Origin of the sequence: Ancylobacter aquaticus (assembly GCF_004339465.1) — a bacterium.
GTDB lineage: Bacteria > Pseudomonadota > Alphaproteobacteria > Rhizobiales > Xanthobacteraceae > Ancylobacter > Ancylobacter aquaticus.
On sequence record NZ_SMFY01000005.1, the window covers coordinates 1 to 26,623 of the forward strand.

25 protein-coding genes and 2 pseudogenes are annotated in these 26,623 nt (G+C 63.1%); 12 read left to right on the plus strand and 15 right to left on the minus strand.

Annotated features, from left to right (window positions below; translation table 11 throughout):
* From EV667_RS19840 to EV667_RS19860, 5 genes and pseudogenes are all read right to left on the minus strand, one after another.
* Positions 1–1,698 (minus strand): TonB-dependent receptor (locus EV667_RS19840; RefSeq protein WP_245516285.1); only part of this gene is annotated, 1,698 nt, incomplete at its 3' end.
* A 173-nt stretch (positions 1,699–1,871) separates the two neighbouring features.
* Complete coding sequence (locus EV667_RS19845) at positions 1,872–2,849, minus strand: FecR family protein (RefSeq protein ID WP_131837103.1); 978 nt, start codon at positions 2,847–2,849, stop codon at positions 1,872–1,874.
* Positions 2,850–3,151: 302 nt separating this feature from the next.
* Positions 3,152–3,957 (minus strand): annotated as a pseudogene (locus EV667_RS19850) (IS110 family RNA-guided transposase).
* A gap of 121 nt (positions 3,958–4,078) precedes the next feature.
* Positions 4,079–4,621 (minus strand): RNA polymerase sigma factor, encoded by a 543-nt coding sequence (locus tag EV667_RS19855; RefSeq protein WP_245516286.1) that lies wholly within the window; start codon positions 4,619–4,621, stop codon positions 4,079–4,081.
* A gap of 131 nt (positions 4,622–4,752) precedes the next feature.
* Positions 4,753–4,950, minus strand: a complete 198-nt coding sequence (locus tag EV667_RS19860; RefSeq protein WP_131837104.1) for a hypothetical protein — start codon at positions 4,948–4,950, stop codon at positions 4,753–4,755.
* Between the two features lie 598 nt (positions 4,951–5,548).
* Here EV667_RS19860 and EV667_RS19865 point away from each other — a divergent pair.
* The gene (locus tag EV667_RS19865) at positions 5,549–7,180 is read left to right on the plus strand and encodes a B12-binding domain-containing radical SAM protein (RefSeq protein ID WP_131837105.1); all 1,632 of its coding nucleotides are present in this window, start codon (positions 5,549–5,551) and stop codon (positions 7,178–7,180) included.
* Positions 7,181–7,801: 621 nt separating this feature from the next.
* On the opposite strand, the gene EV667_RS19870 is transcribed toward EV667_RS19865, so the two are convergent.
* The 3 genes from EV667_RS19870 to EV667_RS19880 form a co-directional block, all read right to left on the minus strand.
* Positions 7,802–8,755 carry an amidohydrolase family protein gene (locus EV667_RS19870; protein ID WP_131837106.1) on the minus strand — a complete coding sequence of 318 codons (954 nt, stop codon included), beginning with the start codon at positions 8,753–8,755 and terminating at the stop codon, positions 7,802–7,804.
* A gap of 46 nt (positions 8,756–8,801) precedes the next feature.
* A complete protein-coding gene (locus tag EV667_RS19875) occupies positions 8,802–9,365 on the minus strand; it encodes a hypothetical protein (RefSeq protein WP_131837107.1) in 564 nt (187 codons plus the stop codon).
* 131 nt (positions 9,366–9,496) lie between these two features.
* Positions 9,497–10,855, minus strand: coding sequence for a UbiD family decarboxylase (locus EV667_RS19880; protein ID WP_131837108.1), 1,359 nt, complete (start codon positions 10,853–10,855; stop codon positions 9,497–9,499).
* A gap of 36 nt (positions 10,856–10,891) precedes the next feature.
* Between EV667_RS19880 and EV667_RS19885 the strand changes: the two genes are divergently transcribed.
* The 4 genes from EV667_RS19885 (at position 10,892) to EV667_RS19900 (ending at position 14,773) form a co-directional block, all read left to right on the plus strand.
* Entirely contained in the window at positions 10,892–11,932 is a 1,041-nt protein-coding gene (locus EV667_RS19885) for an FUSC family protein (RefSeq protein ID WP_131837109.1), read from the plus strand.
* Between the two features lie 102 nt (positions 11,933–12,034).
* Positions 12,035–12,463 (plus strand): SRPBCC family protein, encoded by a 429-nt coding sequence (locus tag EV667_RS19890; RefSeq protein WP_165901661.1) that lies wholly within the window; start codon positions 12,035–12,037, stop codon positions 12,461–12,463.
* A 23-nt stretch (positions 12,464–12,486) separates the two neighbouring features.
* Complete coding sequence (locus EV667_RS19895) at positions 12,487–14,124, plus strand: UbiD family decarboxylase (protein WP_131837111.1); 1,638 nt, start codon at positions 12,487–12,489, stop codon at positions 14,122–14,124.
* A 19-nt stretch (positions 14,125–14,143) separates the two neighbouring features.
* Positions 14,144–14,773, plus strand: coding sequence for a UbiX family flavin prenyltransferase (locus EV667_RS19900; protein ID WP_131837112.1), 630 nt, complete (start codon positions 14,144–14,146; stop codon positions 14,771–14,773).
* Between the two features lie 566 nt (positions 14,774–15,339).
* On the opposite strand, the gene EV667_RS19905 is transcribed toward EV667_RS19900, so the two are convergent.
* A complete protein-coding gene (locus EV667_RS19905; protein WP_131837113.1) occupies positions 15,340–16,212 on the minus strand; it encodes an AraC family transcriptional regulator in 873 nt (290 codons plus the stop codon).
* A gap of 132 nt (positions 16,213–16,344) precedes the next feature.
* On the opposite strand from EV667_RS19905, the gene EV667_RS19910 reads away from it, so the two are divergent.
* Genes EV667_RS19910 through EV667_RS19925 form a run of 4 tightly spaced genes read left to right on the plus strand, consistent with a single transcriptional unit; the run spans position 16,345 to position 18,859 of the window.
* Positions 16,345–17,088, plus strand: a complete 744-nt coding sequence (locus EV667_RS19910; protein ID WP_131837114.1) for an SDR family NAD(P)-dependent oxidoreductase — start codon at positions 16,345–16,347, stop codon at positions 17,086–17,088.
* A gap of 10 nt (positions 17,089–17,098) precedes the next feature.
* Complete coding sequence (locus tag EV667_RS19915) at positions 17,099–17,500, plus strand: VOC family protein (protein ID WP_131837115.1); 402 nt, start codon at positions 17,099–17,101, stop codon at positions 17,498–17,500.
* A gap of 4 nt (positions 17,501–17,504) precedes the next feature.
* Positions 17,505–17,846: a nuclear transport factor 2 family protein gene (locus EV667_RS19920; RefSeq protein ID WP_131837116.1), complete on the plus strand. Its 342-nt coding sequence runs from the start codon at positions 17,505–17,507 to the stop codon at positions 17,844–17,846.
* Positions 17,847–17,869: 23 nt separating this feature from the next.
* Complete coding sequence (locus EV667_RS19925) at positions 17,870–18,859, plus strand: saccharopine dehydrogenase family protein (protein ID WP_131837117.1); 990 nt, start codon at positions 17,870–17,872, stop codon at positions 18,857–18,859.
* Between the two features lie 37 nt (positions 18,860–18,896).
* Here the strand turns inward: EV667_RS19925 and EV667_RS19930 are convergent, their stop codons facing one another.
* The 5 genes from EV667_RS19930 to EV667_RS19950 all read right to left on the minus strand — a co-directional run bounded on the left by EV667_RS19930 (position 18,897) and on the right by EV667_RS19950 (position 22,257).
* Positions 18,897–19,283 (minus strand): VOC family protein, encoded by a 387-nt coding sequence (locus tag EV667_RS19930; protein WP_207907833.1) that lies wholly within the window; start codon positions 19,281–19,283, stop codon positions 18,897–18,899.
* A gap of 26 nt (positions 19,284–19,309) precedes the next feature.
* The gene (locus tag EV667_RS19935; RefSeq protein ID WP_131837119.1) at positions 19,310–20,056 is read right to left on the minus strand and encodes an SDR family NAD(P)-dependent oxidoreductase; all 747 of its coding nucleotides are present in this window, start codon (positions 20,054–20,056) and stop codon (positions 19,310–19,312) included.
* A gap of 188 nt (positions 20,057–20,244) precedes the next feature.
* A complete protein-coding gene (locus EV667_RS19940; RefSeq protein WP_131837120.1) occupies positions 20,245–20,973 on the minus strand; it encodes an SDR family oxidoreductase in 729 nt (242 codons plus the stop codon).
* A gap of 7 nt (positions 20,974–20,980) precedes the next feature.
* Positions 20,981–21,454 (minus strand): nuclear transport factor 2 family protein, encoded by a 474-nt coding sequence (locus EV667_RS19945; protein ID WP_131837121.1) that lies wholly within the window; start codon positions 21,452–21,454, stop codon positions 20,981–20,983.
* 200 nt (positions 21,455–21,654) lie between these two features.
* The gene (locus EV667_RS19950; protein ID WP_207907821.1) at positions 21,655–22,257 is read right to left on the minus strand and encodes a TetR/AcrR family transcriptional regulator; all 603 of its coding nucleotides are present in this window, start codon (positions 22,255–22,257) and stop codon (positions 21,655–21,657) included.
* 126 nt (positions 22,258–22,383) lie between these two features.
* Between EV667_RS19950 and EV667_RS19955 the strand changes: the two genes are divergently transcribed.
* The gene (locus EV667_RS19955) at positions 22,384–23,127 is read left to right on the plus strand and encodes an SDR family NAD(P)-dependent oxidoreductase (protein WP_131837123.1); all 744 of its coding nucleotides are present in this window, start codon (positions 22,384–22,386) and stop codon (positions 23,125–23,127) included.
* 381 nt (positions 23,128–23,508) lie between these two features.
* Here EV667_RS19955 and EV667_RS19960 read toward each other — a convergent pair whose 3' ends face one another.
* Positions 23,509–24,612 (minus strand): Fic family protein, encoded by a 1,104-nt coding sequence (locus EV667_RS19960; RefSeq protein WP_131837124.1) that lies wholly within the window; start codon positions 24,610–24,612, stop codon positions 23,509–23,511.
* A gap of 208 nt (positions 24,613–24,820) precedes the next feature.
* Here EV667_RS19960 and EV667_RS19965 point away from each other — a divergent pair.
* Together EV667_RS19965 and EV667_RS19970 are read left to right on the plus strand one after the other, a co-directional pair.
* Positions 24,821–25,721 (plus strand): annotated as a pseudogene (locus EV667_RS19965) (HNH endonuclease).
* 175 nt (positions 25,722–25,896) lie between these two features.
* A complete protein-coding gene (locus EV667_RS19970; RefSeq protein ID WP_280960234.1) occupies positions 25,897–26,595 on the plus strand; it encodes an ATPase, T2SS/T4P/T4SS family in 699 nt (232 codons plus the stop codon).
* Positions 26,596–26,623 lie beyond the last annotated feature (28 nt).

Here is a 26,623-nt window from a genome sequence, read left to right on the forward strand (position 1 = left end):
GCCGTCCAAGGGCGTCACCAGGATGCTGGCGCTGGGGCTGAACCGATCGCCGGAATAGCCGGTGAAGGGATCGCCCGGCGTGCCGGCGGTCGTGAGGCCGTCGAAGGAGGTGTTGTAGGTCAGGTACTCCACCCCGGCGCCCAGTTCGAGCCAGGCGGTGGGCTCCCACTTCACCCGCGCGAACAGCGCCCCAACCTCCCGCTCGCCATTGGCCGGAATGGCCCAGAGACCAATGTCGGAAGGGTTATAGGCCTGGGTCGGCCGTGCATCCTCATAGACGTAGCTGCCGCCATAGCTCATCGCGAGCGGCATGCCCGCGACGGTGAAGCGCGATGTATTGCTGGCGTTCAAGCCGACATTCTGTGATTGCTGCTTCAGTTCTGGCGTCTCCCCGAGAACGGCAAAGACATTGGTTTCGTCGGTTGTCGAGGCATAGGCGTCGATCTTGAAGTCGACAAGATTGTTGTCGACCGGCGTGTAATGGTAGCGCAGCGTCGCTTGGCTGATCTCGACCGAACTCAGCGGAATCTGCCAAGTCGTCTGGTTGCCAGCCGTGATCAACGACGGCGACACCTCGCCGAACTCGTTGCCGTAATAGAGATAGCCGATCTGCAGCTGCTGCTCCTCGGTGGGGCGGAAGGTGGCCTTGAGCAGGGTCGAGGTCACGTCTTCCGAAGTGTTGTAGACGAGCTGGCCACGGCCATAATTGGACAGCGGCACCTCGTTGCCCAGGTAGTCCGTGGTGGTCAGGGTGCCCTGCGTGCCGGCGAAGTAATTGCCGCTTTGGCGCCGCACGACGGCACCGACGAGGTCGACATTCTCCTCGCGCACCGCTAGCGCAAAGCTGCCATTGGTGATGGCCGCGCCGTCGGCGTCGCCGAACACCGCCGCCTCCTCGCCAATGACAGGAGCAATCGAGTTGGTGGCGATCCCGGCCCGCACCCGCACGCCCCAGCGCTCGCCGGCCTTGAGGATATCCTCGACGTTCAGCGTCTCCATGGCGATGGTGCCGCCGATGGCACCGGCCACCGCCCCATCCGGCCCCTTGGTGATGGTGATGCCGGAAATCAGGTCGGGGTCGACATAGGTACGGCTGTCGATGCCGGAATAGCCACGATAGCTCGACGTGGATTGCTGCGAACCGTCGATCATCGTCGCGACGCGGTTCTGGCCCTGCAGGCCGCGAATATTGGGGTCGATCGAGGCGCCGTTATTGCCGCCGCCGGAGATGACGCCGGGCGTGCCCTGGAACAGCGCGCCGGCTGTCTGCGGCGGAAAGCGCTCGATCTCCTCGGAAGAGATGAAACTGGTGGAGCCCGTCGTCTCGAAAGGGAGATCGGCCGCCGAGCCGGTGCCGGTGACATCGATCGCGCCAAGCTCGATCGCGCCGTCGGTGCCGGCATCCATCCCGCCCGACATCGGTGCAGAGATGGTCACGCTGGTCGGGCTGGTGAAGGCATAGGTCAGCCCGCTCCCGTCAAGCAGTCGGGCCAGCGCCTCCTCTGGCAGGAAACTGCCGCGCAGCGCCGGGGAGGTTCGTCCGGCGGTGAGCGAGGCCGGATAGGCGAAGTTGATGCCGGTCTGGCGGGCGAAGGCCGTCAGAGCCGTCCCGAGCGGCTGGGCGCGAATGTCAAAGCTGTTCCGCACCGCGCTCGACTGTTGCGCCTGGGCGGTAGCAACGTGCACCGGGACCAGCATCGTTGTTGCCACAAGGCATGCCCGCAGAATTCCAGTCCACCCCTTGAATCCCGCCATAGTCCTGTCTCCGCTCGCGTGAAGAGGGACGTCTTCTGCCGGGTCGTCGGGTCCCTCACTGGCTAAGACCGGGAGCGGGGTGGAAATCCTCAGCGCCGTGCCAGAAAAATTCTTGCTCACGCCGCCGAGACGATGGTGAGGAAGGGCGAGAGGGCGATGACCCGGATCGGCAGCCCCTGGGCGAGGGCCGCGAGCGAGGCTTCGGGGGTACGAAGGTCCAGCACCGCATTGACCCGCAGGGCGTCGATCGCCGCGCCGCGGGCAATAATCCATCCCGCATGGTAGGGGCGAAGCGCCGCGATGATATCGGCGAGTGAGCGATCTTCGGCGATGTACATGCCCGAGCGCCAGGCGAGAGTGACGTCCGCCGGTTGAAGCGTGACAGGGCCGATGCGACCATCCGAAGCGATGCGGACGCGCTCGCCTGCCTTCAGCGTCAGCTCGCCGGCGGCCGTAACCTGCACCCCGTGCTCAACCAAGCTTACCGCCAGCGAGCCGTCGCCGCGATTGGCATCGACATCGAAGGCGGTGCCGAGGGCCCGCAACCGGGCCGCTCCGGCCGCCACCTCAAAAGGACGTGCAGGGTTGGGTGCGACCTCGAAGAAGGCCTGCCCTTCGATCAGGCGGACCTGGCGAGCGGAGGCGTTGAGATCCAGGGCGAGGGCGCTGCGGGCATTCAGCGTCACGCGCGTGCGGTCGGCCAGCATGACCGTCCGCACCTCTCCCGTGCCGGTCGCGATGTCCGCGCGTGGCCCCAGTGTTGTGAGCAACCACGCGCCTCCGGCGCCCGCGACGCCAAGTCCGGCGGCGCCGCCCAGCATGGCACGTCGCGAGAGGCCGGCACGGACGCGACGGCCTGCGCCGGGCCGGATGAGGCCGCTGCGCGAATCCTGATGCAGTTCCGAGGCATCGCCCCAAAGCTGTTCCGCCTCGCGCGCGGCGGCCTCGTGGTCGGGGCTCAGCCGTCGCCAGGTGGCGAAGGCGGCGACGACCTCCGGCCGCGCCTCGCCGGAATGCAGTCGCACGATGAAAGCCAGCGCCTCATCCGACAGGGCGCGCGGCGGGTGGGGGGGTCGATCGATCGGCAATGTCACCAATAGGGTCTCGTATCGGAGCGGGAATAGAGGACACGTGTGTGGACGCCCCCTTTGATGCAAGCGGAATCTTGGGCACGGTCGGGCATGTGATCAGGTGCGGTCGTGTGTCCGGCCTCGAAGATGCGGCCTGTCATGCGCCGCGGGCCTGTATGGAGATATGCAGGTCGGATCCAGTTCGCTTACCCGCGCTTGGTTGCGCCGTGTCGTCAAAAATGGTTCTTCCGACCCGGTCTCTTGACCGTCTGCCCTTACGTTCCCTCGCTCCCTCTCACATCCGGCGACAACCCGACGACACCCACCTATGCGGCGACCGTCCCCGGATCCCTGTAATCCTCTCCCTTGCGCAGCAGCGCCCAAGCCGTGCGCGCCATTCGGTTGGCCAGCGCCACGGCGACCAGCATCTTCGGCGGCGCGAAGGTGGTGATAGCCGCTGCAGTGACGGCCCCCACTCCCGGGATCGTCGTCAGCCGTTTTGCTGTCTCGTCACTGGTCACACGCTTGCGAAGCTCGGCATCAAGGCCCCCAATCTTGTCGCCAGGCCGGCGATCTGGTCCAGTAGAAGACGCGCAAGGTCGCGCACCGCTGCAGGCAGCATACCGTCATCACCGTCGATGGCAGCCGCGAGGCGTCCCACATGTGCAGGACCGGTAGGGGCCACGATGCCCTGCTCGGCAAGATGCCCGCGCAGAGCGTTGATCGTCTGTGTGCGTTGGCGAACCAGAAGATCGCGGGTCCGATAGGCCATCGCCGCCGCCTGCTGCGCCTCGCTCTTTACGGCAACGAAGCGCATCGTCGGCCGCGATGCCGCCTCTGCAATCGCTTCGGCATCCGCCATGTCGTTCTTCTGCCGCTTAACAAACGGCTTCACATAAGCGGGCGGGATCAGCCGCACGTCGTGACCGAGATCGCCGATCGCACGGCCCCAGTGATGCGCGCTGGCACAGGCTTCCATCGCAACCACGCAAGGCAGCTGAGCTGCCATGAACTTCAGTAGTTGTTCGCGCGACAGCTTGCGACGGAACACAACTGAACCATCAGCCCCGGCACCATGCGCTTGAAACACGTTCTTGGCCAAATCCAGGCCGATGATGCTAACCTCTCTCATGGACGCTCCCCTCTGTAGCGGTGCTTCAACACCCGCCACATTGGCACATTGATGCCGCCGGGGGGCGTCCACCCCATCGCTTATAGACGGTTGCCGTCGGCAAAATCCTCATCGCGCGCGCTCACTCATCGTCGCGCATTAGGTCCCTGCAATGCGTGAGGGCACGAAGAACATGCTTTTCTACCATGCTTACGGATATGCCGAGATGCGCCGCTATTTCGCGGTGGCTGCGACCTTCCAGCTTGTTCATCACGAAGGCCGTTTGGCAGGCCGCCGGTAGTTCGTTGAGCAGCACGGCGAGCCGCACGATGCGCCGCCGGTGATGGAGGGCGCCGGTAGCGTCGCCGCTGGCGGCGAGCCCGTCGATCTCCTCGATGTCGACCCGATGGAGCCACTCGGCGTGGCGCCGGGCCGTGAAGTCGATGGCGGCGGTGCGGGTCGCGGTAAAGGCATAGGTCTTGGGATGCTCGATTGCCACCGCCTGCGCCGGCCTGCCGGCGAGCCGGAGATAGGCATTCTGCACCACCTCCTCGCCAGCGTCGCGATCCCCCACCAGTCGAGCCGCGAAGCGCACGAGGTCATGATGATGACGCCGGTAAAGATCCCCCAGCCAATGGTTGAGCACCTTATTCATGGTCCGCCCCATCGCCGCGAACGAGGTCAAGTGGCGGCGTTGTCCGGTTGTTGGTTGCGCTCAAGGCCAAGGTGATTACCGGGAAAGTCGCGCGCCGCTCATCGCCCGCGCAGATTCAGTCGCAAGGCGCCAACCTAGACAATTCGGATTGTGATGCAACATCAATGATTTAGATTGATTACAGATAAAAACTCCGTAGGGCACGGTGGCTGAAGAGCATGAATGACAGTTTTCGGATGGCGGCCCTGCGGTGCGGAACCGCCCAGCGCCATGCGCAGCACGCCCGGCCAGCGCCGGCGAAGGTTGATGGCCAGTTCCTCGACCGCCGCCGTCTTCTCGCCCACGGGCACCAGCAGCACGAAGCGTTCCCCTCAGCACCTCGTACAGCCACAGCGGGAAGCCCAACCCATGGCGGCGCGACCCTGCAGGTCGGCATCCGGTCGCCGGCGCAAAGCGCCTCCCCAACGGCGGGCGCGAACGGCCCGTCGAGATAGCTCACCAGCACCGGCGCGTGAGCCGTGAGACACCGCCCATGATTCTTTGCTCCCCTCGAGCGGCCTCTCACAGACTTCCGCTTTGCGCCGCCGATACCGGCCGTTCGACCGATCCATGAGACTTCGCGAAAGCCGACATTGCTTATGGAACAGCCGAGCGCCAGCCGATTTCTTCGACGTATGTGTTCGAATCCTACCGAGTGCTTTTCACCCGCGCGCCTGTGCGAGTAATGCTACCAGGCGTTTACCGTCCCGCTTGTCGATGGAAAAGAGTGCGGTTGCCAGCTTGGCCGAGAACCAAATGATCGTTGGGCCTGTTGCCGAAGGTGACTGCGCCGCACCCTTGGGTGAATGCAACCTGCGCATGGGTTCATCATAGCGTGGCATTCTGCTAGCATGACTTGATGCCTTCTAAATACTGGCATGTGACAAGGGTGGGTTTTGCTGAAGCAAAGGTAAGCAGATGCATGAACTAGACGTCACCTCGACTGTGCGATCGCAGTCCCGCATATTGATGATTTTTCCGAAATTCAATCCAAATTCATTCTGGAATTTTACTGAAGCCTGCAAGCTGTATGGCGCGCGCTGCGTGGCACCCCCTCTCGGCCTGCTCACGGTTGCCGCACTTCTACCAAGCCATTGGGAGATCCGGCTCATTGACCGCAACGCCCGCGAAGTGGCCGACAGCGACATATTATGGGCGGATATAGTGCTAACCGGCGGGATGCTGCCGCAGCAGTTCGATACGTTGGCGCTGATCGGCCGCTGCCACGAGATGGGACGACCGGTTTGTCTCGGCGGCCCGGATCCCACCTCCAATCCCGAGGTCTATGCCGCGGCCGATTTCCTAGTGCTCGGCGAGGCCGAAGGCATTATCGACCGCTTTGTCGAGGCGTGGGAGCGCGGTGCGACCTCGGGTCGTTTCGAGGCCGAGAAGTTCAAGGCCAATGTGCAGGCAAGTCCGATACCACGTTTCGACCTGATCGATTTCAGCGACTATCTCTATGTCGGCGTGCAGTTCTCGCGCGGCTGCCCCTTCACGTGCGAGTTCTGCGATATCATCGAACTTTACGGGAGGGTCCCGCGCACCAAGTCTAACGAGCAGATGCTTGCCGAGTTGGAGGCGCTTCGCCGGCTTGGCTATGGCGGCCATGTCGACTTCGTCGACGACAACTTCATCGGCAACAAGAAGGCCATAAAAAAATTCCTGCCGGAACTAAAGATTTGGCAGGAGACTCAAGGCTATCCATTCGAGTTCTCGACCGAGGTTTCGCTGAACGTCGCTGACGATCCCCAGCTTCTCCAGATGATGAGCGATACCAACTTTTTCGTCATATTCACTGGCATCGAGAGCCCCGACGAGGGCACTCTGGTGGCGATGCAAAAGAAACAGAATACCCGCCGCAGCATCGCGGAGAGCGTGCAGCGCATATATGCGGCGGGAATCTACGTGACGGGGGGCTTCATCGTCGGCTTCGACACCGAGGGCGGCGGCGTCTCACCGTCAATGGTCGAGTGCATCCGTGCAAGCGAGATACCGGTTGCAATGGTCGGTCTGCTCTATGCCCTTCCGAACACGCAACTCACCCGGCGGCTGCGACGCGAAGGGCGTCTTTTCGAAGGCTACAATGTCGCCCCCTCCGATGCGGGCGATCAGTGCACGGCAGGGCTCAACTTCCTAACCCTTCGCCCCCGAGATGAAATCCTGTCCGATTACCGGCAGGTCATCGAGGAGATTTACCACCCTCGGCATTTCTTTGGAAGGGTGCGCGGCATGGCCAGCAAGGTGAAGCGACGATCCTTCGGCAAAGGGGCGACGTGGGCGGGCATCCGGCGCGACCTGAAATTGCTTCTGCGCGCAAGCTGGGCGATCAGCGTGGTCCGCCCACGATTTGCGCCCTATTTCTGGGTCAGCCTGATCGACTGCATCCGAAAGAACCCCTCCGCACTCGAGGCAGCGATGGTCAACATGGTGCTCTATCTGCACCTCTACCCGTTCTCCCGCCACGTCATCGCCGAACTGGACTCCCGCATTGCGGAAATCGAAGCGGGGGATTGGAGTCCGCCTACCGTCATGATGGAGGCAGCTGAATAGTGTCGGCGAGCGGAGCTGCCCGTGCCGGGTTGGCCTGCTGCCGGTCTTAGAGGTATCGAGATCGGCGCTACAGAAGCCGAAGCAACAAATGCGGAAGGCGATTTGGGCGTAAGCTCCGGATCGTTGGATACGCCTCGCGCTGACTGCGAAAGCGCTTCAAGTCCCATGCCCTGCGGCGGGATGCGGCGTGGTCATCCTGCTGTCGGCCGCGCGATCTTCGCTGCTAGCAAGATGGCGCGGTGCGAGCCGGCGAGAATTCAGGCTTGTGGACAGCGGGCATGCGAGAGACCGGAGAGTGAGCTATGCGCTCGCCTCGGCCCGATGATCCATGTTGCCCCATACCTGCCGCTCTACTGCCTTTCAGGGACGTCCACTTTGCGCCGCCATCTCGGTCATCGGTCTGGCAACGGCCGCGGCGCAAAAGCGGACATGAGCGAGGCACGGCACGTAGCACCTTTGCGACAAGGGCCTGAACCGCTACGGCGGTAACCGCCTTGCATGACGGTCGTGCGGATAATTTCGATGTGGCATACGCCCTAGGCGGGCGGAGCATCACGGGTCTTCCATTGCGGCATTCGTCCATGAACTGGCTTCCTGTCCAGCGAGCATTGTCCGCGCCAACTACAGGCGCAGCAGCCGTTCGGCGTTGCCGTGGCAGACCTTCGCGCGCACGTCCTCGCTGATGGGCGCGGATTCGATGAAATCGCAGGCGAGCTGCGGATCCTCATAGGGGTAGTCGACCGAGAACATCACATTGTCGTCGCCTAACGCCTGAAGCGTCGCGATCAGCGCTCCCGGGTCGCATACCCCCGAGGTGGTGACGGCGATGTTCCGCCTGATAATCGCCGAGGGAAGAGCGTCCGGCGCGAGTTTCTCGCCGAGGTCGAACTCCCGCCGGCTGTCGAGGCGCCAGAGCAAAAACGGCAGCGTCTCGCCCATATGGCCGAGAATGATCTTCACCGCGGGAAAGCGGGTGAGCGTGCCCCCGAAGACGAGCCGCAACGCATGGGCCGCGGTTTCCGCCGTCCAGGCCCAGATGGGACCACCGATTTCGGGGCGATGGGCAAACATCGCGGGCTGGTCGGCCATGGCGCCGGGATGCAGATAGACCGGGACATTCAGTTCCTCGACACGCTCCCAGAAAGGCAGGTAGCGGTCCTCGTCGAGATAATGCCCGTTGGTCTGGCCGTTGATGAGCGCTCCCCGAAAACCGAGTTCCCGGACGGCCCGTTCGAGCTCGGCCGCAGCGGCCTCGGCGTCGTGCAGGGCGAGATGGGCGAAGCCGGCATACCGATCGGGCCGCTTCTGCACCTCGCGCGCGAGGAAATCATTGGCGCCGCGCGCAAGCCGGATGGCCTCCTTTGTATCGCGGACGCCCTGCACGCCCGGCGTAGTGACGGAAAGCACCATCAGTTCTATGCCGGTCCTGTCCATCATTTCGAGCCGCAACTCGTCGAAGTCGGCTAGACGACGTTCCACATCGGCAAAGAGCGTGTCGCTCTGCGTCGGCCTTGCCACGTAGCTTCCGGCAAGCTCCGGCGTGGTGAAATGCTCTTCGAGCGCGATCTTGCGCATGGCCGCTCCTTTTGATTGCCGTCGTCAAATGGCGTCGGCGATCCGGCTACTGTTTGGGAACCGGGCAGGCCTCGGCGGGCGACTTGGTGATCTTGAGCTGTTCCATCATGAAATCGGCGTTGCTCCTGGAATCGGCGAGGAGGGCGCCCGACCAGTACGCCGTCTTGCAGGTGGCGGCGTCGCAATCGCCGCCAGCGGTCTGCCAGTCGCCCGTGCGGACCACGTCGCACGCGCAGATCGCCTTGTCGGGGTTGGCGGGATCGACCGTGCAAATCTTGTTGAGGCAATTCGACCAGGGCGTGCCGCTCTCGCATTTCAGCCCCTTCTTGCCCTGCTCGAACTGGGTCAGCGCGAACTGCGAATAGACGGTGCGAACGCCCTCCGCGTCCGTGCTCGGCTTGACCGTGTCGCAGGCGACCGTTGCCAAATTGGCGCCCTCCTGCACGTCACAGACGCAGATCGAGATGTCGGGGTTGCCCGGCTGCGGGATGCAGGGCGCCGAGGTGCACAGGGCGAATTGCTGATGGCAGAGATAGTTCTCCGCCGCCGCCGGCTGCATCAGGCCGAGGGTGGCGGCTAGACCTCGAATGGCAGGCAAAAGACGCAACATCACGGCTCGCATGGAAGGCTACTCTCGGTTCCATTCTGTATCGTCCGCTTAGCGTCGGGCGTTCGCTGCTGTGACGGCCTGCAATTGAAAAATGGCGGTGATCTGCCGCGCAGCCCGTTGGCGCGCGGCGGTTATTTGCTGCGGATGATTTCCGGCAGATCGAAGCTTCGCCAGCCCGGCACTTCCGACACTTCGGGGAAGTCAACACCGAAGGGCTTTGTGGCGTCTATGCCTACGGACGATGAATAGCCGCCATCGGTGTAGGGATCGAGCGGAGCGGCGGCGGTTCGGTCGACGACGAACACGTCTTCGCGCGGCTTGACGCGAAACGACTTCGCCCATTCCACCTCAGAGGAATTGCGGATGTCGATGTCGGGGTCGACGACCACCACCCATTTGGGATGAAGGTTCGAGGCCATCGCGGCGAGGATCGCCTGCCGCGCCTCGCCCTCGTAGCGCGACGTCATCGCGATCACGACATAGACCTGAACGCCGCCCGAACTGGTGATCGAGAGATCGGAAATGGTCGGGAACTGAGCCTGTAGCTGGCGAAGGATCGAGGCCTCGAAGGGAATCTGCTTAAGAACATGGTTCTCGGTGATCGGCTTGCCGGTGAGCAGGCCCTGGAAGATCGCGTCCTTGCGGTGGGTGATCGCCGTCACCTTGGCGGTCGGCTTCAGTGAGGCGGGCGTGTAGTAGCCGGTATACTCGCCGAGCGGGCCCTCCACGCGCTGGTCGTCTGAATCGACCATGAACTCGATGATGAACTCGGCATGGGCTGGCACTTTCAGCGTGCTGGTGACCGCCTGCACCAGTTCGACCGGCTCGCCCCGCAGCCCGCCGGCGACGAACCAGTCATTCGTCGCGTCGCCCCCCTGAACCTGGCAGGAAAAGGCGATCATGGGATCGACGCCAATAACGATGGCGCCATGCAGCGGCACCTTCCGCTCGATCGCCTTGGCCATGTTCTTGCCGAAGCGATGATTGGGGGCGGAAAACACCCCGAGCACCTTCGAATCGTGAAGCTGGAACCGATAGTTTCCGATGTCCGGAATACCCGTGTCGGGGTCCTCGGAGACGACGATGCCGGCCGTGATATAGGGCCCCCCATCCCTGGGGCTGTAGGTCGGAACGGGCAGCCGGGTGAGGTCGATGTCATCCCCGGTCACAATCACTTCCTGGCAGGGGGCCGGTCCGTTGATGTCGACGGGACCGATGGGGTTGTCGATAGCGGCAGTCACGCGTTCGTGAATCGTCGCGTCGGTCGCCTCGAAGGCGATCAGTGCGCGCCGGCGGTTGCCGTACAGACCTGCAACCAGGGAAAATTCCGTCCCGTTCTGCTCGAACAGGAGCGCTGGCCCGTCCGCCGCACTGCTCTTGGCGAGAGCCTTGGCTACGTCATACTGCAAGGCAATGGGGCGTGTAACGTCGACAAGTTCTCCGGACTGACGCAGGCTGGAAAGAAAGGCGCGCAAGTCTTTGTAAGGCATGTTCCACCGTTCTCGACGCCTGCGGGTTCGCGATTAATGCGCAGCTTTTCTTTCAAGGTAAAGACAGGGGATTGGAGGGCGGCTTTTCGTGTCGGCCTTTCGGTAGCGGTTCCGCTGGTATTTGTATACTGCGCCGAGGCGCTCCATTTTGCGGTTTACGCAGCGTTCGGCGCGCTCACCTCGCTGTATGGCCACAGTGAGAACGCCCGGCAGCGGATCGAAACCCAGGCCGTCGCGGGCGTGGCGCTTTTGCTCACCCTCACCGTGGCCGCGGCCTTTTCCGTGGCTCAGGGGCCGCAATGGGTGCTCTTCCTTCTGCTCGCGGCTGTCGTCGTGGGAGCGGGGACGCTTGGCACCCTGATGGGGTGGGTACCGCGCGGCGAAATCTTCTTCATTCTCGTGCTGCTCGTCGTGGCCGGCATTCCGCTGGAGAGCGGAGCGTTTCTGCCGGCCGTCGGCGTAGGCGCGGGAGCGGCCGGCTTCGCTGTGCTGCTCACCGTGCTGGAGGGGGAAGGTGCGATTGGCGCACGCTCCCTGGTCCGAAGCGTGCGGGAGAGGGCGCGGGCAGGCCTGAGCAGGCTCGACCGGCTTCGCCACGCCGTCGTCATCCTGACCGCGGCGTTGGCGGTGGTGGGCGCCTGGGGACTCGCGCTCTCCTTCGGGATGGGTCATCCTTTCTGGGCGCCGATCGCTGCATCCGCCCTGATGCCCGCCCTTACGCCCGCCGATGCGATGCGCCGGGCGACCCACATGCTGTCGGGCACGCTGGGCGGCGTTGCCATTGCCGCGCTCCTGTTCGCGCAGAAGCCCGGCACGCTCGCCCTCATTCTGATGATTGCGCTCTGTCAGGCCGTCGCCGAACTGTTCTTGGCCCGCAATTACGCGATCGCGCTGCTGTTCATCACGCCATTGGCTATCGGCATGAGCAATCTCGGTCGCAACCTCGCCTGGTCTCCCTTGCTGATCGACCGCCTCGCCGAGGCCGCGCTGGGCGCCGCCGTCGCTCTCGGGGCGATCGCTCTTGGTGGCTGGCTGCTCGCGCTGCTTGCCGGCCAGCGGGTGGAGCGGGAGGCGTGAGCATGCGCGAGGCAGGGAAGTGGCGGGCCGGACGACGCGGCTTGACCACTTGCATCGCGTGCGACATTCAGGTCAGTATGACGAAGGTCTATGGAGGGCCAAATGGCCATTGAACATTCACTTAAGCATGAAATATTGATTTCGGCAAATGCCGACAAAGTACGCCAGGCTATAAATACCCCCGAGGGGCTTCGTGGATGGAATACTCCGCATGTCGAGGGAGGAGGTGACGTCGGGAGCTCTTGGCATCTGAAGTATACAGGTCGACCAGAATTCTTGTGGAGGATTGACCGGGATGATGCGGAAGATATCCTGTGGACCTGCACCAAGGGTCCTGGCGATGCCGTGGGCACCACGGCGAGCTTCGCGCTTGCCTCGACGCCGGACGGGCGGACCCGGCTGCGTGTGACTCATGGCGGCTGGCCGCATGACGAGGCCAATTTCATCAAGTGCAACACGCTCTGGGGCGCGCTGATGGATCACCTGCGCGACTATGTTGAATCGGGCGTGGCCGATCCGGCTTTTTCCTGAACCGGCCACGGAGTATCCGACCAATGGCGTCCCAGCAGTCGCTCCCCGACTTTGTCCAGGCCATGGAGGCCGCCGGGTTTCTCGTCCGCATCACCGACGAAATCCGCGTCGACCAGATCCCCCGGATGCTAGAGGCCAACCCGACCAAGGCCGTCTTGATCGAGAAGGTCAGGGACTGCGAATTCTCGGTCCTCGCCAATGCCTACTCCAACCAGGACATGTATGCCTGGGCGATGGAGTGCGACAGGACGCAGACCGGCCGCCAGATGGTCGAGCGGGCGAAGTCGCGCGCGAAGTGGGAAGTCGTGGACACCGCGCCGTGCAAGGAGGTGATCCTGACCGGCGACGAGGTCGACCTGACCCGGCTGCCCTTGTTCCTTCACCATGACCGCGACGGCCACGCCTATACCAACGACAACCTGTTTATCAGCAAGCATCCTGACACCGGGGTGTATGACTGGGGCATCTACCGCTCGATGTTCCGTTCGAAGAACGAGAAGTCGGTCGACATGACCTGCACCTCGCACCGCCAGCGCATCCACGCCATGGCGGCGGCCGCGAAGGGGCAGAATCTCGAAGTCGCCATGGTCATCGGCGGCCCGATCCTCGACAAGATCTCGGCGCTGGTCGGGGTCCCCGGCGACACCGACGATTTCGAGGTGCTCGGCGGCTTCTATGGCGCGCCGGCGAAGATGGTGAAGTGCGAGACCATCGACGTGCTGGTGCCGGCCAATGCCGAACTCGTGCTGGAATGCGAACTCATGGCCAGCGAGGGCCTGACCTTCGATGAGGGGCCCTATGGCGAATTCACCGGCATGTATGGCGGCGGGATGAAGCACAATTATCGCCTCAAGGTGAAGGCGATGACCTTTCGGAAAAATCCCATCTACCAGCACTGCACCATTGGCGGCATGCATCCCTGGTACACCGACAACATGCTGCAGCTTCCCGCCATCGAGGCCGACCTCTACGGCGCGCTCCGTCTCGCGGGAATCGACGTGGTGGAGGTGCGCAGCCCGGCGGGCGGCCTGTCCAACATCGCGTATGCCAAGATCCGCCCGCTGGGCGCGGGCGACGCCAAGCAGGCGCTCGGCCTCATGCTCACCTGTTCCAAGCAGGGCCTGCCGAAGGTGGCGATGGTGTTCAATGACGACGTCGACATCTGGGACGACCAGGCGGTCCTCGCCGCCATGGCCTTCCGCTACATGCCCGACCGCGACACCGTCATCCTCAAGGACTGCAACACCATGACGGTGGACCCGAAATGCGCCGAACCCGGCGTCGCCTCGAAAATCGGCATGGATTGCACCAAGCCGATGGGCGCGGGCTGGAACCCGGACGAGTTCATCAAGAGCGCGGTCACCGATCTCGGCGACCCGCCGGACGGCGTCGTCCCGCTCTCCGAGGAAGAGATTGCCCGTGAGATGGAGGCCTTCATCGCAGCCGAGCCGCGGGCGTGGCTGGATATCCTCACCCATTTCCACGGCCAGCCTTACCGGAGAATCTACGGCGCTTTTGGCGGGCTGCGTCACAAGCTCGGCCGCATGAACGACGCGCCTTGGTATCGCTACACACTTTCTGATCGCCCCTTCGCCTTCGGGGCCCGGCCCGCCGCTCCCTCGAACTTCGATCCCCGGCATGTCGGCTCCACGCCCGCATGATGGCCTGGGGAGCGTGAACATGGGGAACGTACCCAGGCGGATGGTCGTCGGCATTACCGGCGCCACCGGCATCGTCTACGGCGTGCGCCTGCTGAAAGCCCTGCGGCACTTGGAGATCGAGAGTCATCTCGTCGTCTCCAAGGCCGGCGAAATGACGCGCGCCTATGAAACCGACATGACCGCGGAGGAACTGCGCGGCCTCGCGGATGTCGTCTATTCCCCCGGCGACATTGCCGCGCCGATTTCCAGCGGCTCGTTCCGGACGATGGGAATGATCGTGGCACCCTGCTCGGTGCGAAGCATGAGCGACATCGCGCATGGCGTGACGTCCGGGCTCATCAGCCGGGCAGCGGATGTCTGCCTCAAGGAGCGCCGTCGGCTGGTGCTGATGCTGCGCGAGACGCCGCTTCACGCTGGCCACCTCAAGAGCATGCTGGCGGTGACGGAAATGGGCGGCATCATCGCGCCGCCGGTGCCGGCCTTCTACTCACGGCCGGCGTCTCTGGACGACATGGTCACCCATACAATCGGGCGGGTGCTCGATCTGTTCGACCTGGACCTGAAGGCCTTTCCCCGTTGGGGAGAAGAGGACGAGGCGCCGACCCACAACGCGGCTTTGCCGATGGCGGAGCTTAGGACAGAAAAATAAACTGATACCACCTTCCCCGCTGCGACCATCCTCGGCCACATGGGCGCGACCATGCGACCATCGGTGGCGCTTCGGCAGCCACGCCGCGCTCGTTTGTCGGCAAGCGCTCCCTCAACGAAGGCGTCTCATTCTATCTGACGCGGAATACGTTCGTACCCACGTCGGGGCAGATGGACGGCGTCCTGCGGATCGCCGCGGGTTGTTGTCAATCGATTATTCCTACGAGGATTTCGCCAGGACGGGCCGCTTCGTCGACGCAGCGGCACATATCGACAGCCAGCAACTTTCACGATTTGTGTACGAAGATACCTCCATCGAAATAGCATGCTGGGGGCGGTCGCCCAGAGGTTTCACTGCACTCAGCCCGCACCGCCGGATCGAGCCCGCGGTAAAAGGAAGTGGCAAATGTCGATCATGGGTCAATTGCGGCGCCCGGGCTGCTTCGCGCCATGATGGAACCTGGGCCGGGACACCACCTTGGCAAAGACGGGTAGCGAGAAAGCGGCCAAGTGCCCTGCGGGCGAACGGCTCAACGGCTCAGCTGCTGCACGCTCCCATTGTCACGGTTATGCTCGAAGCCTCGCGGCATCTTTGGACGGCGGCAGGCCGAATTGGCGCGCATACTCGCGGCTGAACTGCGTCGGACTTTCGTAACCTACGCCGAAGCCAATCGATGTGACGTTGCCCTCTCCTGCGATGAGGAGGGAGCGCGCATGCAGCAATCGTACATGCTTCTGGTACTGCAGCGGACTAAGCGCCGTCACGGCCTTGAAGTGACGGTGAAAGGTGGAAACACTGAGCGCCGCCATCTCTGCCAATGCCTCAACGCGAAGTGGCTTTGCGAAGTTCTCCCTGATCCATTGAATGGCGATACCGATCCGGGAGAGCGCTGTGTCGGGCGTCGCGATGTCCCTCAGCATCCAGCCGAGCGGCCCCTGCAGAACCCGGAACAGGAGCTCGCGCTCATAGGCTGGAGCAAGGGCCGCAATTTCGCCCTGGCGCTCCATGAGGCGCAACATCCGCAAACAAGCATCGAGCAGTTCGGGCGTCACAGGTGCTACCGAGAAACCGGGACTGTAGAGTTCGCCTCCGGCAGGTTCGGGCAGGTCCGCCAGCAGGTTCGCAACGATCGCGGGCTCCAGCGTCAGGCTGATGGCGAGATAGGGATCTCCGTCGTCAGACGGATGCACGGAACCGACCGCCGGAAGATCGATCGACATGACGAAGTAGGTCGCGGGATCATACCAAAACCTGCGGTCCCCGACCGTCATGGTCTTCGAGCCCGTGAGGATGAGGTTGACCATGGGCTCGTAGACGGCCGCAAGCTGATGTTCGGGAATTTCGCCCTGCACCATGGCGACGCGGGGAATACCCGTTTCCGTGCGGCGGTTCTCCGCCCGTGATGCCAGTTGCCGCAATTCTTGAAGCTGTGCGTCCATGGATTTGTTGTTTCACACGGACAGCTCGGATTCAACGGAAAAGCAGAAATAGGCAAGATTCGAAGAGAATCCTGAGAGCGGAGCTTAGGCCATCACGGCTATCTCTTGGTCATCCAATCGAAGGAGCACCAAATGAGCATTGTCATCATTACCGGCGGAAGCCGTGGCCTTGGCGCCAGCATCGCAATTCAGTGCGCCAGGCGCGGCATGGGCGTCATCCTCACCTACAACAGAAACAAGCAGGCCGCCGAAAAGGTCGTCGCGACAATCGAGGCTGACGGCGGTAAGGCTGTTGCCCTTGAGCTGGACGTGAGCACGAGAGCGAGTTTCCCGGCGTTTCGCAGCGCGGTCGCTGAAATGCTGGCAAAGACCTGGAATGCCGAGACCTTCGACTTTCTCGTCAACAACGCCGGATACGGGCTCTACAATCCGATCGCGACCGTGACAGAAGACGAATTCGACAGCCTGTTCCGTGTGCTTCTCAAGGGGCCGTTTTTCCTGACGCAGGCACTGCTTCCCCTGATGGCCGATGGCGGCCACATCGTGAACGTGACGAGCGCAACCAGCCGCGTAGCGACACCAGGCGTTGCGCCCTATGCCTCCTTTAAGGGCGGGCTCGAAGTGCTGACCCGGTACCTGGCCAAAGAGTTCGGGGAGCGCCGCATCCGCGCCAACTCCATCGCACCGGGACCGATCCGCACCGAACTCGGCGGAGGTCTTTCTGAAGAATTCGAAGCGCTGCTCGCCGGGCAAACAGCACTCGGTCGCGTCGGCGAACCGGACGATGTCGGCTGCATGGTCGCCAGCCTGCTGTCGGACGACAACCGCTGGGTCAACGCCCAAAACATCGAAGTGGCTGGCGGCTATCTCATCTGAGGAGGTTTACATGCTCGATCATATCTTCCTGACGGTGAGCGATATCACGCGCTCGATCACCTTTTACGAGAGGGTGCTCCCGATCCTCGGGATCACCTCCCGCCACGACTATGACGGCAGCCAGGGCCCGGCGGGGCATCCCGACCTCAAGGGCTTCGGCGCCAACGGCCGAGTGTTCTTCTGGCTGAGAGAAGGCACGCCAGCACCCGGCGCCGTGCATGTCGGCTTTGTCGCTAATTCCGAGACAATCGTGAATGCCGCCCATGCCGAGGCGCGGGCAGCCGGGGCGAGCGAGATCCACGCGCCGGGGCCACAGCTTCACTACGATCCCCGCTACTATGCGGCGCAGGTCAGGGACCCGGATGGCTACAGCCTCGAATTCGTCTTCAAGAGCTGGCAGCACGGGGGCTGATGCGATGACCGCCGATACACTGCGTGCGACGGCAGATGCGCTGATCGCCGCAACCAACGCATTTGATATCAGCGCAGCATTGATCCTATTCACGCCGGACGCGGTGATCGACGACCCGTCGACGGGCCGCCGCTTCGACGGCCGGGCCGGCACTCGCGATTACATCGAGCGGTATTTCATCGGCTATCACACGGTCACCCGCTTCCTTTCGATCGAAATGATCGGCGAGAGCCGCGCTCGGGTCCGCGTCGATTTTACCGGAGACTTCGGTCACGAAATCGGCCTTCTCGACATCTCGGTTGACGACGACGGGCTGATCACGCGCATCGACGCCGATCTCGAATAATCACAGAAAAAAAGAAGAAGCCCATGAACACTCTCATGATCTATGGAGCTGTCGGCTACACCGGTGGCATGGCAGCGGAACATGCCGCATCTGCCGGACTGAATCTCGTTCTTGCAGGCCGCGAGCAAAACCGCGCGAGGCTTGAAGCGCTGGCCGGCCGTCTCGGAGCGAGCGTCAGAATTTTTTTGCTGGACGATCCCGATGCCGTCGTGGCCAGCCTTGCTGGAATTTTCGTTCTGCTCAACGCCGCAGGTCCCTTTGCGAACACGGCGGAGCCGCTGATGTCTGCCGCGATCCGTGCCGGGGTCCACTATCTCGACTTCTCGGCCGAACTCGACACATACCGCGAAGCCTTAGCGCTCGATGGCCAGGCCCGCGCGGCCGGGGTCATGTTGCTGCCGGGAAGCGGTGGCAGCGTCGCGATGCTGGGCAGTCTCGCCGGACATGCCATCGCTCGCGCGAAGAATGCCCGGAAGATCAGCATTGCGCTTCAGGTGACAGGAGCGATGTCGAGAGGATCGGCGATTAGCGCCAGCCAGAATATCGCGCCGGAGACATTGCAACTCGTCGACGGCGAGCGCGTCACGCGCAGCCCGGAAGAGGTTCGCGATTTCGACTTCGGCAGTGGGCCGCAATCGTCCTTTCCTGTAACGCTACCCGACCTCGTGACGATCCACCATGCGATCGGCGTTCCCAACATCGAAACCTTCGTCCACGTCACCGCAGGCGCATTTCCGACGGAAGATCTCAAGGATCTTCCGAACGGCCCCAGTGTCGAAGAGCGTGAAGCGAGCCGCTATCGCGCGGCTGTCGAAGTCACCGACGCGGACGGGACCATCGTGCGCTCCGTGCTCGACACGGTGAACGGTTATACCTTCACGTCCCTGGCCGCCGCGGAAGCCGCCCGGCGTGTGCTGGCCGGTGAGGTCCAGCCCGGCTTCCAGACACCCGCCGGGCTGTTCGGAAATGGCTTTGCCGAAACCATCGCCGACACGCGGATCACCGATCTCTAGCCGAGATCGTAGACGGCTTGGCCCGACGGGCGAAGCTTCAATCCCTCTGGCAGACGGCTTCGATATTGTTGCCGTCGGGATCGAGGACATAGGCCGCGTAGTAGTTTTCATGATAGCGCTCTCGGATCCCGGGAGCGCCATTGTCGGTTCCGCCGTTGGCAAGTGCTGCGGCATGAAACGCATCGACTGTTACCCTGTCATCAGCTGTGAAGGCGAGATGGATCGGGAGCTTCGCTCCAATCTGCTGGTGAACCCACAGGCTCGGATAGCCATTTTTCCCGAAGCCGTGTCGCGCGCCGCCATGAGGCGCGCGGGCGGCATCAATACTGATCACGAGCATCAGTCCCAGCGGTGCCAGAACCGCTTCGTAAAACCGGCGCGCGCGCTCCGCGTCCACGACAGGGAACTCGATATGATTGATGATATCGGTGGACATGGTCCTTCTCCCTCTCAAGCCTGAGACGCGCCGCCATCGGCGAACAATTCGACACCATTGACGTAGCTGGCGGCATCGCTCGCCAGGAAGGCAGCGACCTCTGCGATTTCCTCGGGCTCACCGATGCGACCGATCGGGCTCTTGTTCTTGAGGAAGGCCATACCTTCTTCCGCATGCTCGCCAAAAGCGTCCCGCAGCGCTTGCGTGTTCGTCGGGCCTGGGCTGACAATGTTGATACGGATCCCTGTCCCCTTGAGATCGCTGACCCAACTCCGGACGAGATTACGCACCGCCGCCTTGGTGGCCCCATAGATGCTCATGGTCGGACCGGGATCGATGGAGGCTGTCGAACCGACAATAACGATTGATGAACCCGGCTGCATGAGCGGTAAGGCGCCTTGCACGGTGAAGACAATGCCTTTGACGTTCGTATCGAACTGCTGGTCATAGGCCGCCTCGGTGATCTTCCCCAATGGGGCGTGGACACCACCGCCGGCATTGGCGACGAGGGTATCGATCCGCCCGAACTCCGACCGGATCTCCGTAAACAGCCCCTCCAGTCCCGCAGTGCTGGAAACATCGGCAACGATGCCGACAGCGCCGCCGCCGAGTTCTTCGACTGCGCGATCCAGCGCATCCCGGCGGCGCCCCGTGATAATCACCCGCATGCCCTGTGCCGCCATCTTTCGCGCGATGGCGAAGCCAATTCCGCTGCTGCCGCCTGTCACGACGGCGACTTTGCTCTTGTCTGATGTGCTCACTGTATTGCTCCTTGCTTAGTCTGGGACACCACCGGGGCTGCCTGCCTTGGCTTCCGTAGGACCCTCATCGGCCATCCCACCCGGTCGACGTCATCTGGTCGCGGTTGCTGCTTCTCATCGGTAGAGAGAAGGCCGGTAGTGTGTCGCCTAGCCTTCGAATCGCGAGTGACAGTGCATGTTCACCAGCGTCACCAGGGTTGGCGGCCGTGGCTGCCGAAGAAGCCTCCGGTCGGACCGTCCTTGTCGATTAGGGCCATCCGGATCGCAGTCGCGGCGCCTTCCTCGGGTGTGAGCATGCCCTCATTGTCGTTGAGGTCGGTCTGAACATTCCCCGGTTCGACGACGTTGACCTTGATGCCCAGCGGCTCAAGCTCCTTGGCGAAAGCCACGGTCACTGCGCTGAGGGCGACCTTCAACGTCGTGTAGTCGAGGAAGTTGACGCTCGAGTAGATCGATGTCGGGTCGAGGATGAGGGCCAGGGAGCCCACGCCGCTTCCCATGTTGACGATCCTGCCATCCTCGCCCGCCTTGATGAGGGGCAGGAACGCCTGCGTGACGCGGATGGGCCCATAAAGGTTCACCTCGAAAGTGGCCTTGATGTCCTCCATCCTGGCCTCGCTCGGTGGCCGCTTCCGGTCGAGGATGATGCCCGCGTTGTTCACGAGGACATGGAGGATCCCGGTCTCACTCGCGACCGTCTCGGCCGCGCGACGGACGCTATCCTCGTCGGCGACATCGATCTCCAGGAAACGCACGTCCAGGCCCTCGGCCTGAAGCTGCTTGACGGCCTCTTCCCCTCGGGAGCGATCGCGCGCGCCGATCCAGACCGAGAGGCCGGCTTTCGCCAGCCCCCGGGCGATGGCTAGACCGATGCCTTTGTTGGCGCCGGTGACTAGCGCGTGTCTCTTGCTCGTCATGACCGCCTCAAGCCGCGGCGGGCGCGGCGGCGGAGGCCACGTGATGGCTGATATCGCCGAACAGATGAGGATCGACCGCTCGCGAGGCGAACCGCCACTTGCCGTCGCGGAGCGCGAAGGTGTCGATGTAGCGTCCCGTCACGATAGGTTGCAGCGGCAGGCCATCGGTTTGCTGATGGACGGTGAAGTAGCAGACCGACCTGGCCTCGGTGGCGCTCTGCACCTCGATCAGGATGTTCGACACGGAGTGCCACGTCCGTGGTGTTTTATCTGAGTGATACTGGAGGTTGGTCCTCAGGAAGTTCGCGATGTTGTCCTTGCCGGTGATGGACTGGTCGACGACCGTAAACTGGGCATCAGCAAGGAGTTCGCCGTTGGCCTCCACGTCACCAAAGTCGAGGTTGTGGGCGTACTGGGCGAGGAGGCGGCGAACCTCGCTCTCGATGATGAGGCGGGTGACGGCGTCTGGGGTAGTGGACATGACGTTCTCTCGTTGCGGGCGGAAATCGCTCTGTATATAGCAATCACTACATACAGACGTCGCCCACCCTCTACAAGAGTGTAGCGGTCGCTAAATTGCCATGTGCGTCAATCTCGCCGTGCGATCCGGTGAAGTATGCGCAAGGCATTGAGGAATGTCGGCCACTCGGCGGCCCAACGCGTTGCGAAGCGCGCTCGGCGTCAGCTGGCCGCGTTGGTCGCGAACTCGGCCTTCAGCGCCCTTCCGGCGACCTCCGAGCAGCCCACCAGCTTCTCGGCGGTGTATCCGAGACAGGCGAACGAGGAGAGGCCGCGCAGGTTGATCAGGACGTAGTCGAGAATCCGGTCGACTGCCTCAGGCGGCGCGTGGGCGGCTATATAGTCGCGGATAATCTGGCTCCCGCTTTCGCCAAGAGCCGTCGCGACCGCTGCGGCGTCGGCATCGTCGGCACGCATCGCCTCGGTGATCATGCAACCGCGTCGCTCGGGATTGCGAGTGTAATGCCGGGCCGCCGCGACGAAGAGGTTGGTCAGGGACCGTGCGGGATCGTCATCTGTCGCGAGAATCTCGCTGACCGGAAGGAAGTCCGTCTCCACGTAGCTCTGCAGCGCCCGCTCGAATAGGCCGAGCTTGCTCCCGTACGCGGCGTATAGGCTAGGCGGCTTGATATCGAGAGCGGTGGTCAGTTCCGCAACGCCCACGGCATCATAACCACGTGCGTGGAACATCGCCTGGGCGACACGGACGCCCTGATCCCGATCAAAGGCGGGCCGGCGGGAGAGTTTTGCGGCAACAGACTTCACCCAGACAACATAGCGACCACTACACATTAACTCAAGGCGCCCATGATATAGTGATCGCTAAAAAATATCTTGCGTTCGGTGGAGATTTTATGTAGTAACTGCTACATCGTTCTAACCGGAGCTCCTATGTCATTTGAAAACAAGACCGCCCTCGTCACCGGCGCCTCTGCAGGCATCGGCTACGGCATCGCCAAAGCCCTCGTAGACGCCGGCGCACGCGTCATCATCACGGGGCGGCACGCAGAGAGGCTGGACAAAGCGGTCGCCGAGCTCGGGCCCAATGCGAGCGGCATCGTTGCCGACGCGACCAAGCTGGCCGACCTCCGCCGCCTGTTCGACACCCTGAAGGCTGATCACGGTCACCTCGACGTCCTGATCGCGAACGCTGGCGGCGGCGAACCTGTCCCGCTCGTGGACGTCACCGAGCAGCACGTCGACGACACCCTGACCTGGAACCTGAAGAGTACGATTTTCTCGGTCCAGTTCGCCCTGCCGATCATGCCGTCGGGCGGCGCGATCGTCCTGATCGGCTCCAACGCCTCCAAGGCCCCACCGATCGGGATGAGCGTCTACGCGGCAGCCAAAGCCGGCGTACGTGCCCTCGTCACGGGCTGGGTGCAGGAGATCAAGGGTTCCGGCGTCCGTATCAACGTCGTCAGCCCCGGCCCCGTCCGCACCCCCGGTCTGGAGGGCTTCTTCGCCGCCGAAGAGGCAGAGGCCACTTTCGATTTCCTCGCCGGACAGAGCACCGTCGGCCGTATCGGCACCACGGACGACATCGCGGCGGCGACCCTGTTCCTGGCCGGTAACACGGCGGGCTACATCAACGGCATCGAGCTGTTCGTCGACGGCGGCGCCGCACGCCTGTGATCGCCGCGGCGGTCGTTCCGGCGCACTGATGCGCCACCCCCTGAAGCTTGGCGTCATCGTCGCTACGTTCATCTTTGTCGCGGTCTTCGTCGTCATCCTCGGTCCACGCGCGACCAAGAACCCAAGGCCAGAGGGGGCTGCCGAAAGCGGACCTGCTGAAGGTCATAGATGGGTCAGTTTCGGCCTCGGTCATTCATCGGCGAATGTCCGCTTCTCGTTTGAAGTCCCTAATAGCGGACCGTCCGCTACCGGCCCCAAAACGGCTATTCGCGATAGCCGCAGCGGCCTTCCGCTTATGGCGCATCCTGCAGTTTGAAGTGGATGCCCCGAGGGCGATCGAACGGACAAAGCGGTTGCACCACATGCTGCCCGCTCACCGCTTTACGGCAGATTCAGGTGGTAGCGCATGTAGCGGCGCTCGCCGGTGCGCGTCAGGGCGCTTTTCTCGACCAGATCGTGTAGGTCGCGTGTGGCGGTGGGGCGTGAGGTGCCGGTGATCGCGAGGTAGTTCTCCGCGCTCAGGCCTCCCGTGAAGCCGCCGGGGCCCTCACGGAACAGGCGGGCGATCGCCTTTTCCTGCCGTTCGTTCAACTTGTCGCGGAAGCGATCGTAAAAATGCGCCTTGGCGATGTAGAAGGCGACGCGACCGAGCGTCGTCTGTTGGGCCGCGATGATCGCTTCTGCGAAATAGACCAGCCAGCCCGTGACATCGAGCGCCCGCTGATGGACCTCGAGCTGGTCGTAATAGGCCTTGCGATGCTGCTCGATGGTATGGGCGAGCGCGATCAGGGTCGGTTGCCCGATGTTCTGGGCGAGGGATTTTTCAGCGAGGGTTCGGCCGATGCGGCCGTTGCCGTCCTCGAAGGGATGGATGCTCTCGAAATAGAGATGTCCGATCCCGGCCCGGGTGAGTGCTGGCAAGGGCGTTGCACCGCCCGGGGCGGAGCCATTGAACCAGGTGAGATAGGCGGCCATCTCGTCCGGAATCCGAGAGGATGGCGGCGCCTCGAAATGCACGGTCGGCCGATCCTGTCGGCCGGACACGATCTGCATCGCGTCTTCATGGCGACGGTAGCCGCCGATGATCTCCAGATGCCGGCTGTCCGCCATCAGCATGCGGTGCCAGCGGAACAGTGTGTCGGCGTCGAGAGGATCGGCCCAACTCCGATAGAGATCGACCAGCATCTCCGCGATGCCCCGCTCTTTCGGCTTCACGTTGCGATTGTCCGTGTCGAGGCCGAGCTGACGGCGCAGTGAGGATTGCACGCTGAGGCGATCCAGGGTCTCCCCTTCGATCGCGCTGGTCTTGACGGCCTCATCGCTGAGGAGTTCGATCCGCAGCAGGTCGCGCTCGCCGTCGCTCACATGCCGGACCGCGCCGATCACCTCGCCGGTGAGCAGGAGGAACCGCCGCTCCAGCGGTTCGAGGGCAACCGAATCATAGGCAAAATGCGGCCAGCCGGGCTGCGTCCAGTTCCGCACCATGAGCGATAGAGTCTCCCGCTATAGCTCACATAATAGCGAGTATGTGATTGATAGATAGCCGTCCTATCGCTCACGGCAGCGCGAAGGAGAACTGGGAGCGTGATGCCGGGTCGATAACGTAACGCGCGCAACCAAGGGGTGAAAGGTCCACCTGCTGCCGAACGATACCCATTGTGCGCTACGATCGAATGGGGATCAGGGATGGCACATGGGATTCGGCGTTTTCATTCACCGCTCGGACTCGATCTATGACGATAGCCCGGCTGAGCGATATCAGTTCCCGCGCCCATATCTGGGGCGCGTCGAGGCCTGCGTCGGCGACTGGATCGTTTATTACGAACCCCGGAAAGTGGCGGAGACCCGCGGCTATTTCGCGATCGCCAGGGTCCAGCGCGTCGTTCCCGATCCCACCGCTCCGGGCATGTATCTCGCCGTCATCGAACCGGGCAGCTATATGGATTTTGCCAGCCCGGTGCCGTTCACCGATGCCGATGGCGTGGTCGAACGCGGTGTGCTGAACGCGGACGGGCGCATTTTCAGGGCGTGCGCAAGCCGCCGTGCGTCCACTCTCGCCGGATGATTTCAACCGGATCGTCACTCTCGGGCTGAATGACCGCGAGCCGCTGCTGCCCCGCGTCGACGAGGGCGCATCCCTCTCAGGTTTTGAAGAAGTACAGGCGCCATTCGCGTTCGAGCAGCCACGCGAGCGCGTCGACACTCTGTCCTCTCGCATCGTCCGCGACCGCATCTTCCGGCGCGTCGTGCTGCGCGCCTATGACGAGCGCTGTACCATCAGCGGCCTCAAGCTGATCAATGGCGGCGGGCGTGCCGAGGTGGCCGCGGCGCATATCCGCCCGGTGGAAGCGAACGGCCCCGACATCGTTAGCAACGGGCTGGCGCTGTCGGGCACGGCGCACTGGATGTTCGATCGCGGGCTGATCAGCCTCTCGGATGATCTAGACATCCTCATTTCCCGGCAAACCAACGATCCCGACGGCGTGCGCGCCTTCATCAACAAAGACGGGCGCGCCATCGCCCCTCGTAGGTTGATCGAACGGCCCCATCCCCATTTCCTGCGCTGGCACAGGGAGCATTGTTTCAAGCCGTGAAGCGGAGGCTCCCTATGCCGCTTCCGATCACAGCACAGCAACACCGCCCTTCACCTGTCGTTGCACGCCACGCTGCGATGCGGATGGAATCCTGTTGAACCGGCCCAATATCGGGCTCTTTTAATCATCCCCACCCGGGATGAGATCGTCAGGACCCCGGCACGTCGGGGGTCGCATGGCGGCATCACATCATCATCAGGGTTTTGCCCGCGGCGCGCGGATGCTGCGCACGGCACTGGGTCCGGCGATCGCCCGGCATATGGAAGATCCGACCGTCGTCGAGGTGATGCTGAACCCGGATGGGCGGCTGTGGATCGACCGGCTCTCGGAGGGACTATCCGACACGGGTGAGCGGCTCTTGCCCGCTGACGGCGAGCGCATCGTGCGGCTCGTCGCCCACCATGTGGGTGCCGAGGTCCATGCGGGAGCTCCGCGTGTTTCAGCCGAGCTGCCCGAGACGGGAGAACGTTTCGAAGGCCTGCTGCCGCCGGTCGTGGCGGCACCGACATTTGCCATTCGTAAGCCCGCCGTCGCGCTGTTCACGCTCGCCGGTTACGTAGCGACCGGGATTATGTCGGCTAGCCGGGCCGAAGCCTTGCGCTTGGCCGTGGCATCCCGCGCCACCATCCTGGTGGTCGGCAGCACATCGACCGGCAAGACCACGCTGACCAACGCGCTGCTCGCAGGGGTCGCGAAGACAGATGATCGCGTTGTTCTCATCGAGGATACGCGCGAGCTGCAATGCGCGGCGCCGGATGCCGCGTCGGTCAACCACGACGGCAGATTTGACTTTCCTGACGCTAGAAGCCGACAGTCCGCCACCGGCCCCGAAGCCGTCTGCATCCGTCGGGAAATTGGCTTGAGCATAGCCTAATTGGAACCATCATCAGACAGTCTGGCCA

Bases quoted from the DNA above. Each gene is read 5' to 3' on its own strand.
- EV667_RS19865 (WP_131837105.1), top strand. From the start codon at position 5,549: ATGCATGAACTAGACGTCACCTCGACTGTGCGATCGCAGTCCCGCATA.
- EV667_RS19960 (WP_131837124.1), bottom strand. From the start codon at position 24,612: ATGGTGCGGAACTGGACGCAGCCCGGCTGGCCGCATTTTGCCTATGAT.
- EV667_RS19925 (WP_131837117.1), top strand. From the start codon at position 17,870: ATGAACACTCTCATGATCTATGGAGCTGTCGGCTACACCGGTGGCATG.
- EV667_RS19955 (WP_131837123.1), top strand. From the start codon at position 22,384: ATGTCATTTGAAAACAAGACCGCCCTCGTCACCGGCGCCTCTGCAGGC.
- EV667_RS19885 (WP_131837109.1), top strand. From the start codon at position 10,892: ATGCGCAGCTTTTCTTTCAAGGTAAAGACAGGGGATTGGAGGGCGGCT.
- EV667_RS19895 (WP_131837111.1), top strand. From the start codon at position 12,487: ATGGCGTCCCAGCAGTCGCTCCCCGACTTTGTCCAGGCCATGGAGGCC.
- EV667_RS19910 (WP_131837114.1), top strand. From the start codon at position 16,345: ATGAGCATTGTCATCATTACCGGCGGAAGCCGTGGCCTTGGCGCCAGC.
- EV667_RS19940 (WP_131837120.1), bottom strand. From the start codon at position 20,973: ATGACGAGCAAGAGACACGCGCTAGTCACCGGCGCCAACAAAGGCATC.
- EV667_RS19880 (WP_131837108.1), bottom strand. From the start codon at position 10,855: ATGCCTTACAAAGACTTGCGCGCCTTTCTTTCCAGCCTGCGTCAGTCC.
- EV667_RS19875 (WP_131837107.1), bottom strand. From the start codon at position 9,365: ATGTTGCGTCTTTTGCCTGCCATTCGAGGTCTAGCCGCCACCCTCGGC.
- EV667_RS19945 (WP_131837121.1), bottom strand. From the start codon at position 21,454: ATGTCCACTACCCCAGACGCCGTCACCCGCCTCATCATCGAGAGCGAG.
- EV667_RS19915 (WP_131837115.1), top strand. From the start codon at position 17,099: ATGCTCGATCATATCTTCCTGACGGTGAGCGATATCACGCGCTCGATC.
- EV667_RS19905 (WP_131837113.1), bottom strand. From the start codon at position 16,212: ATGGACGCACAGCTTCAAGAATTGCGGCAACTGGCATCACGGGCGGAG.
- EV667_RS19970 (WP_280960234.1), top strand. From the start codon at position 25,897: ATGGCGGCATCACATCATCATCAGGGTTTTGCCCGCGGCGCGCGGATG.
- EV667_RS19890 (WP_165901661.1), top strand. From the start codon at position 12,035: ATGGCCATTGAACATTCACTTAAGCATGAAATATTGATTTCGGCAAAT.
- EV667_RS19870 (WP_131837106.1), bottom strand. From the start codon at position 8,755: ATGCGCAAGATCGCGCTCGAAGAGCATTTCACCACGCCGGAGCTTGCC.
- EV667_RS19920 (WP_131837116.1), top strand. From the start codon at position 17,505: ATGACCGCCGATACACTGCGTGCGACGGCAGATGCGCTGATCGCCGCA.
- EV667_RS19900 (WP_131837112.1), top strand. From the start codon at position 14,144: ATGGGGAACGTACCCAGGCGGATGGTCGTCGGCATTACCGGCGCCACC.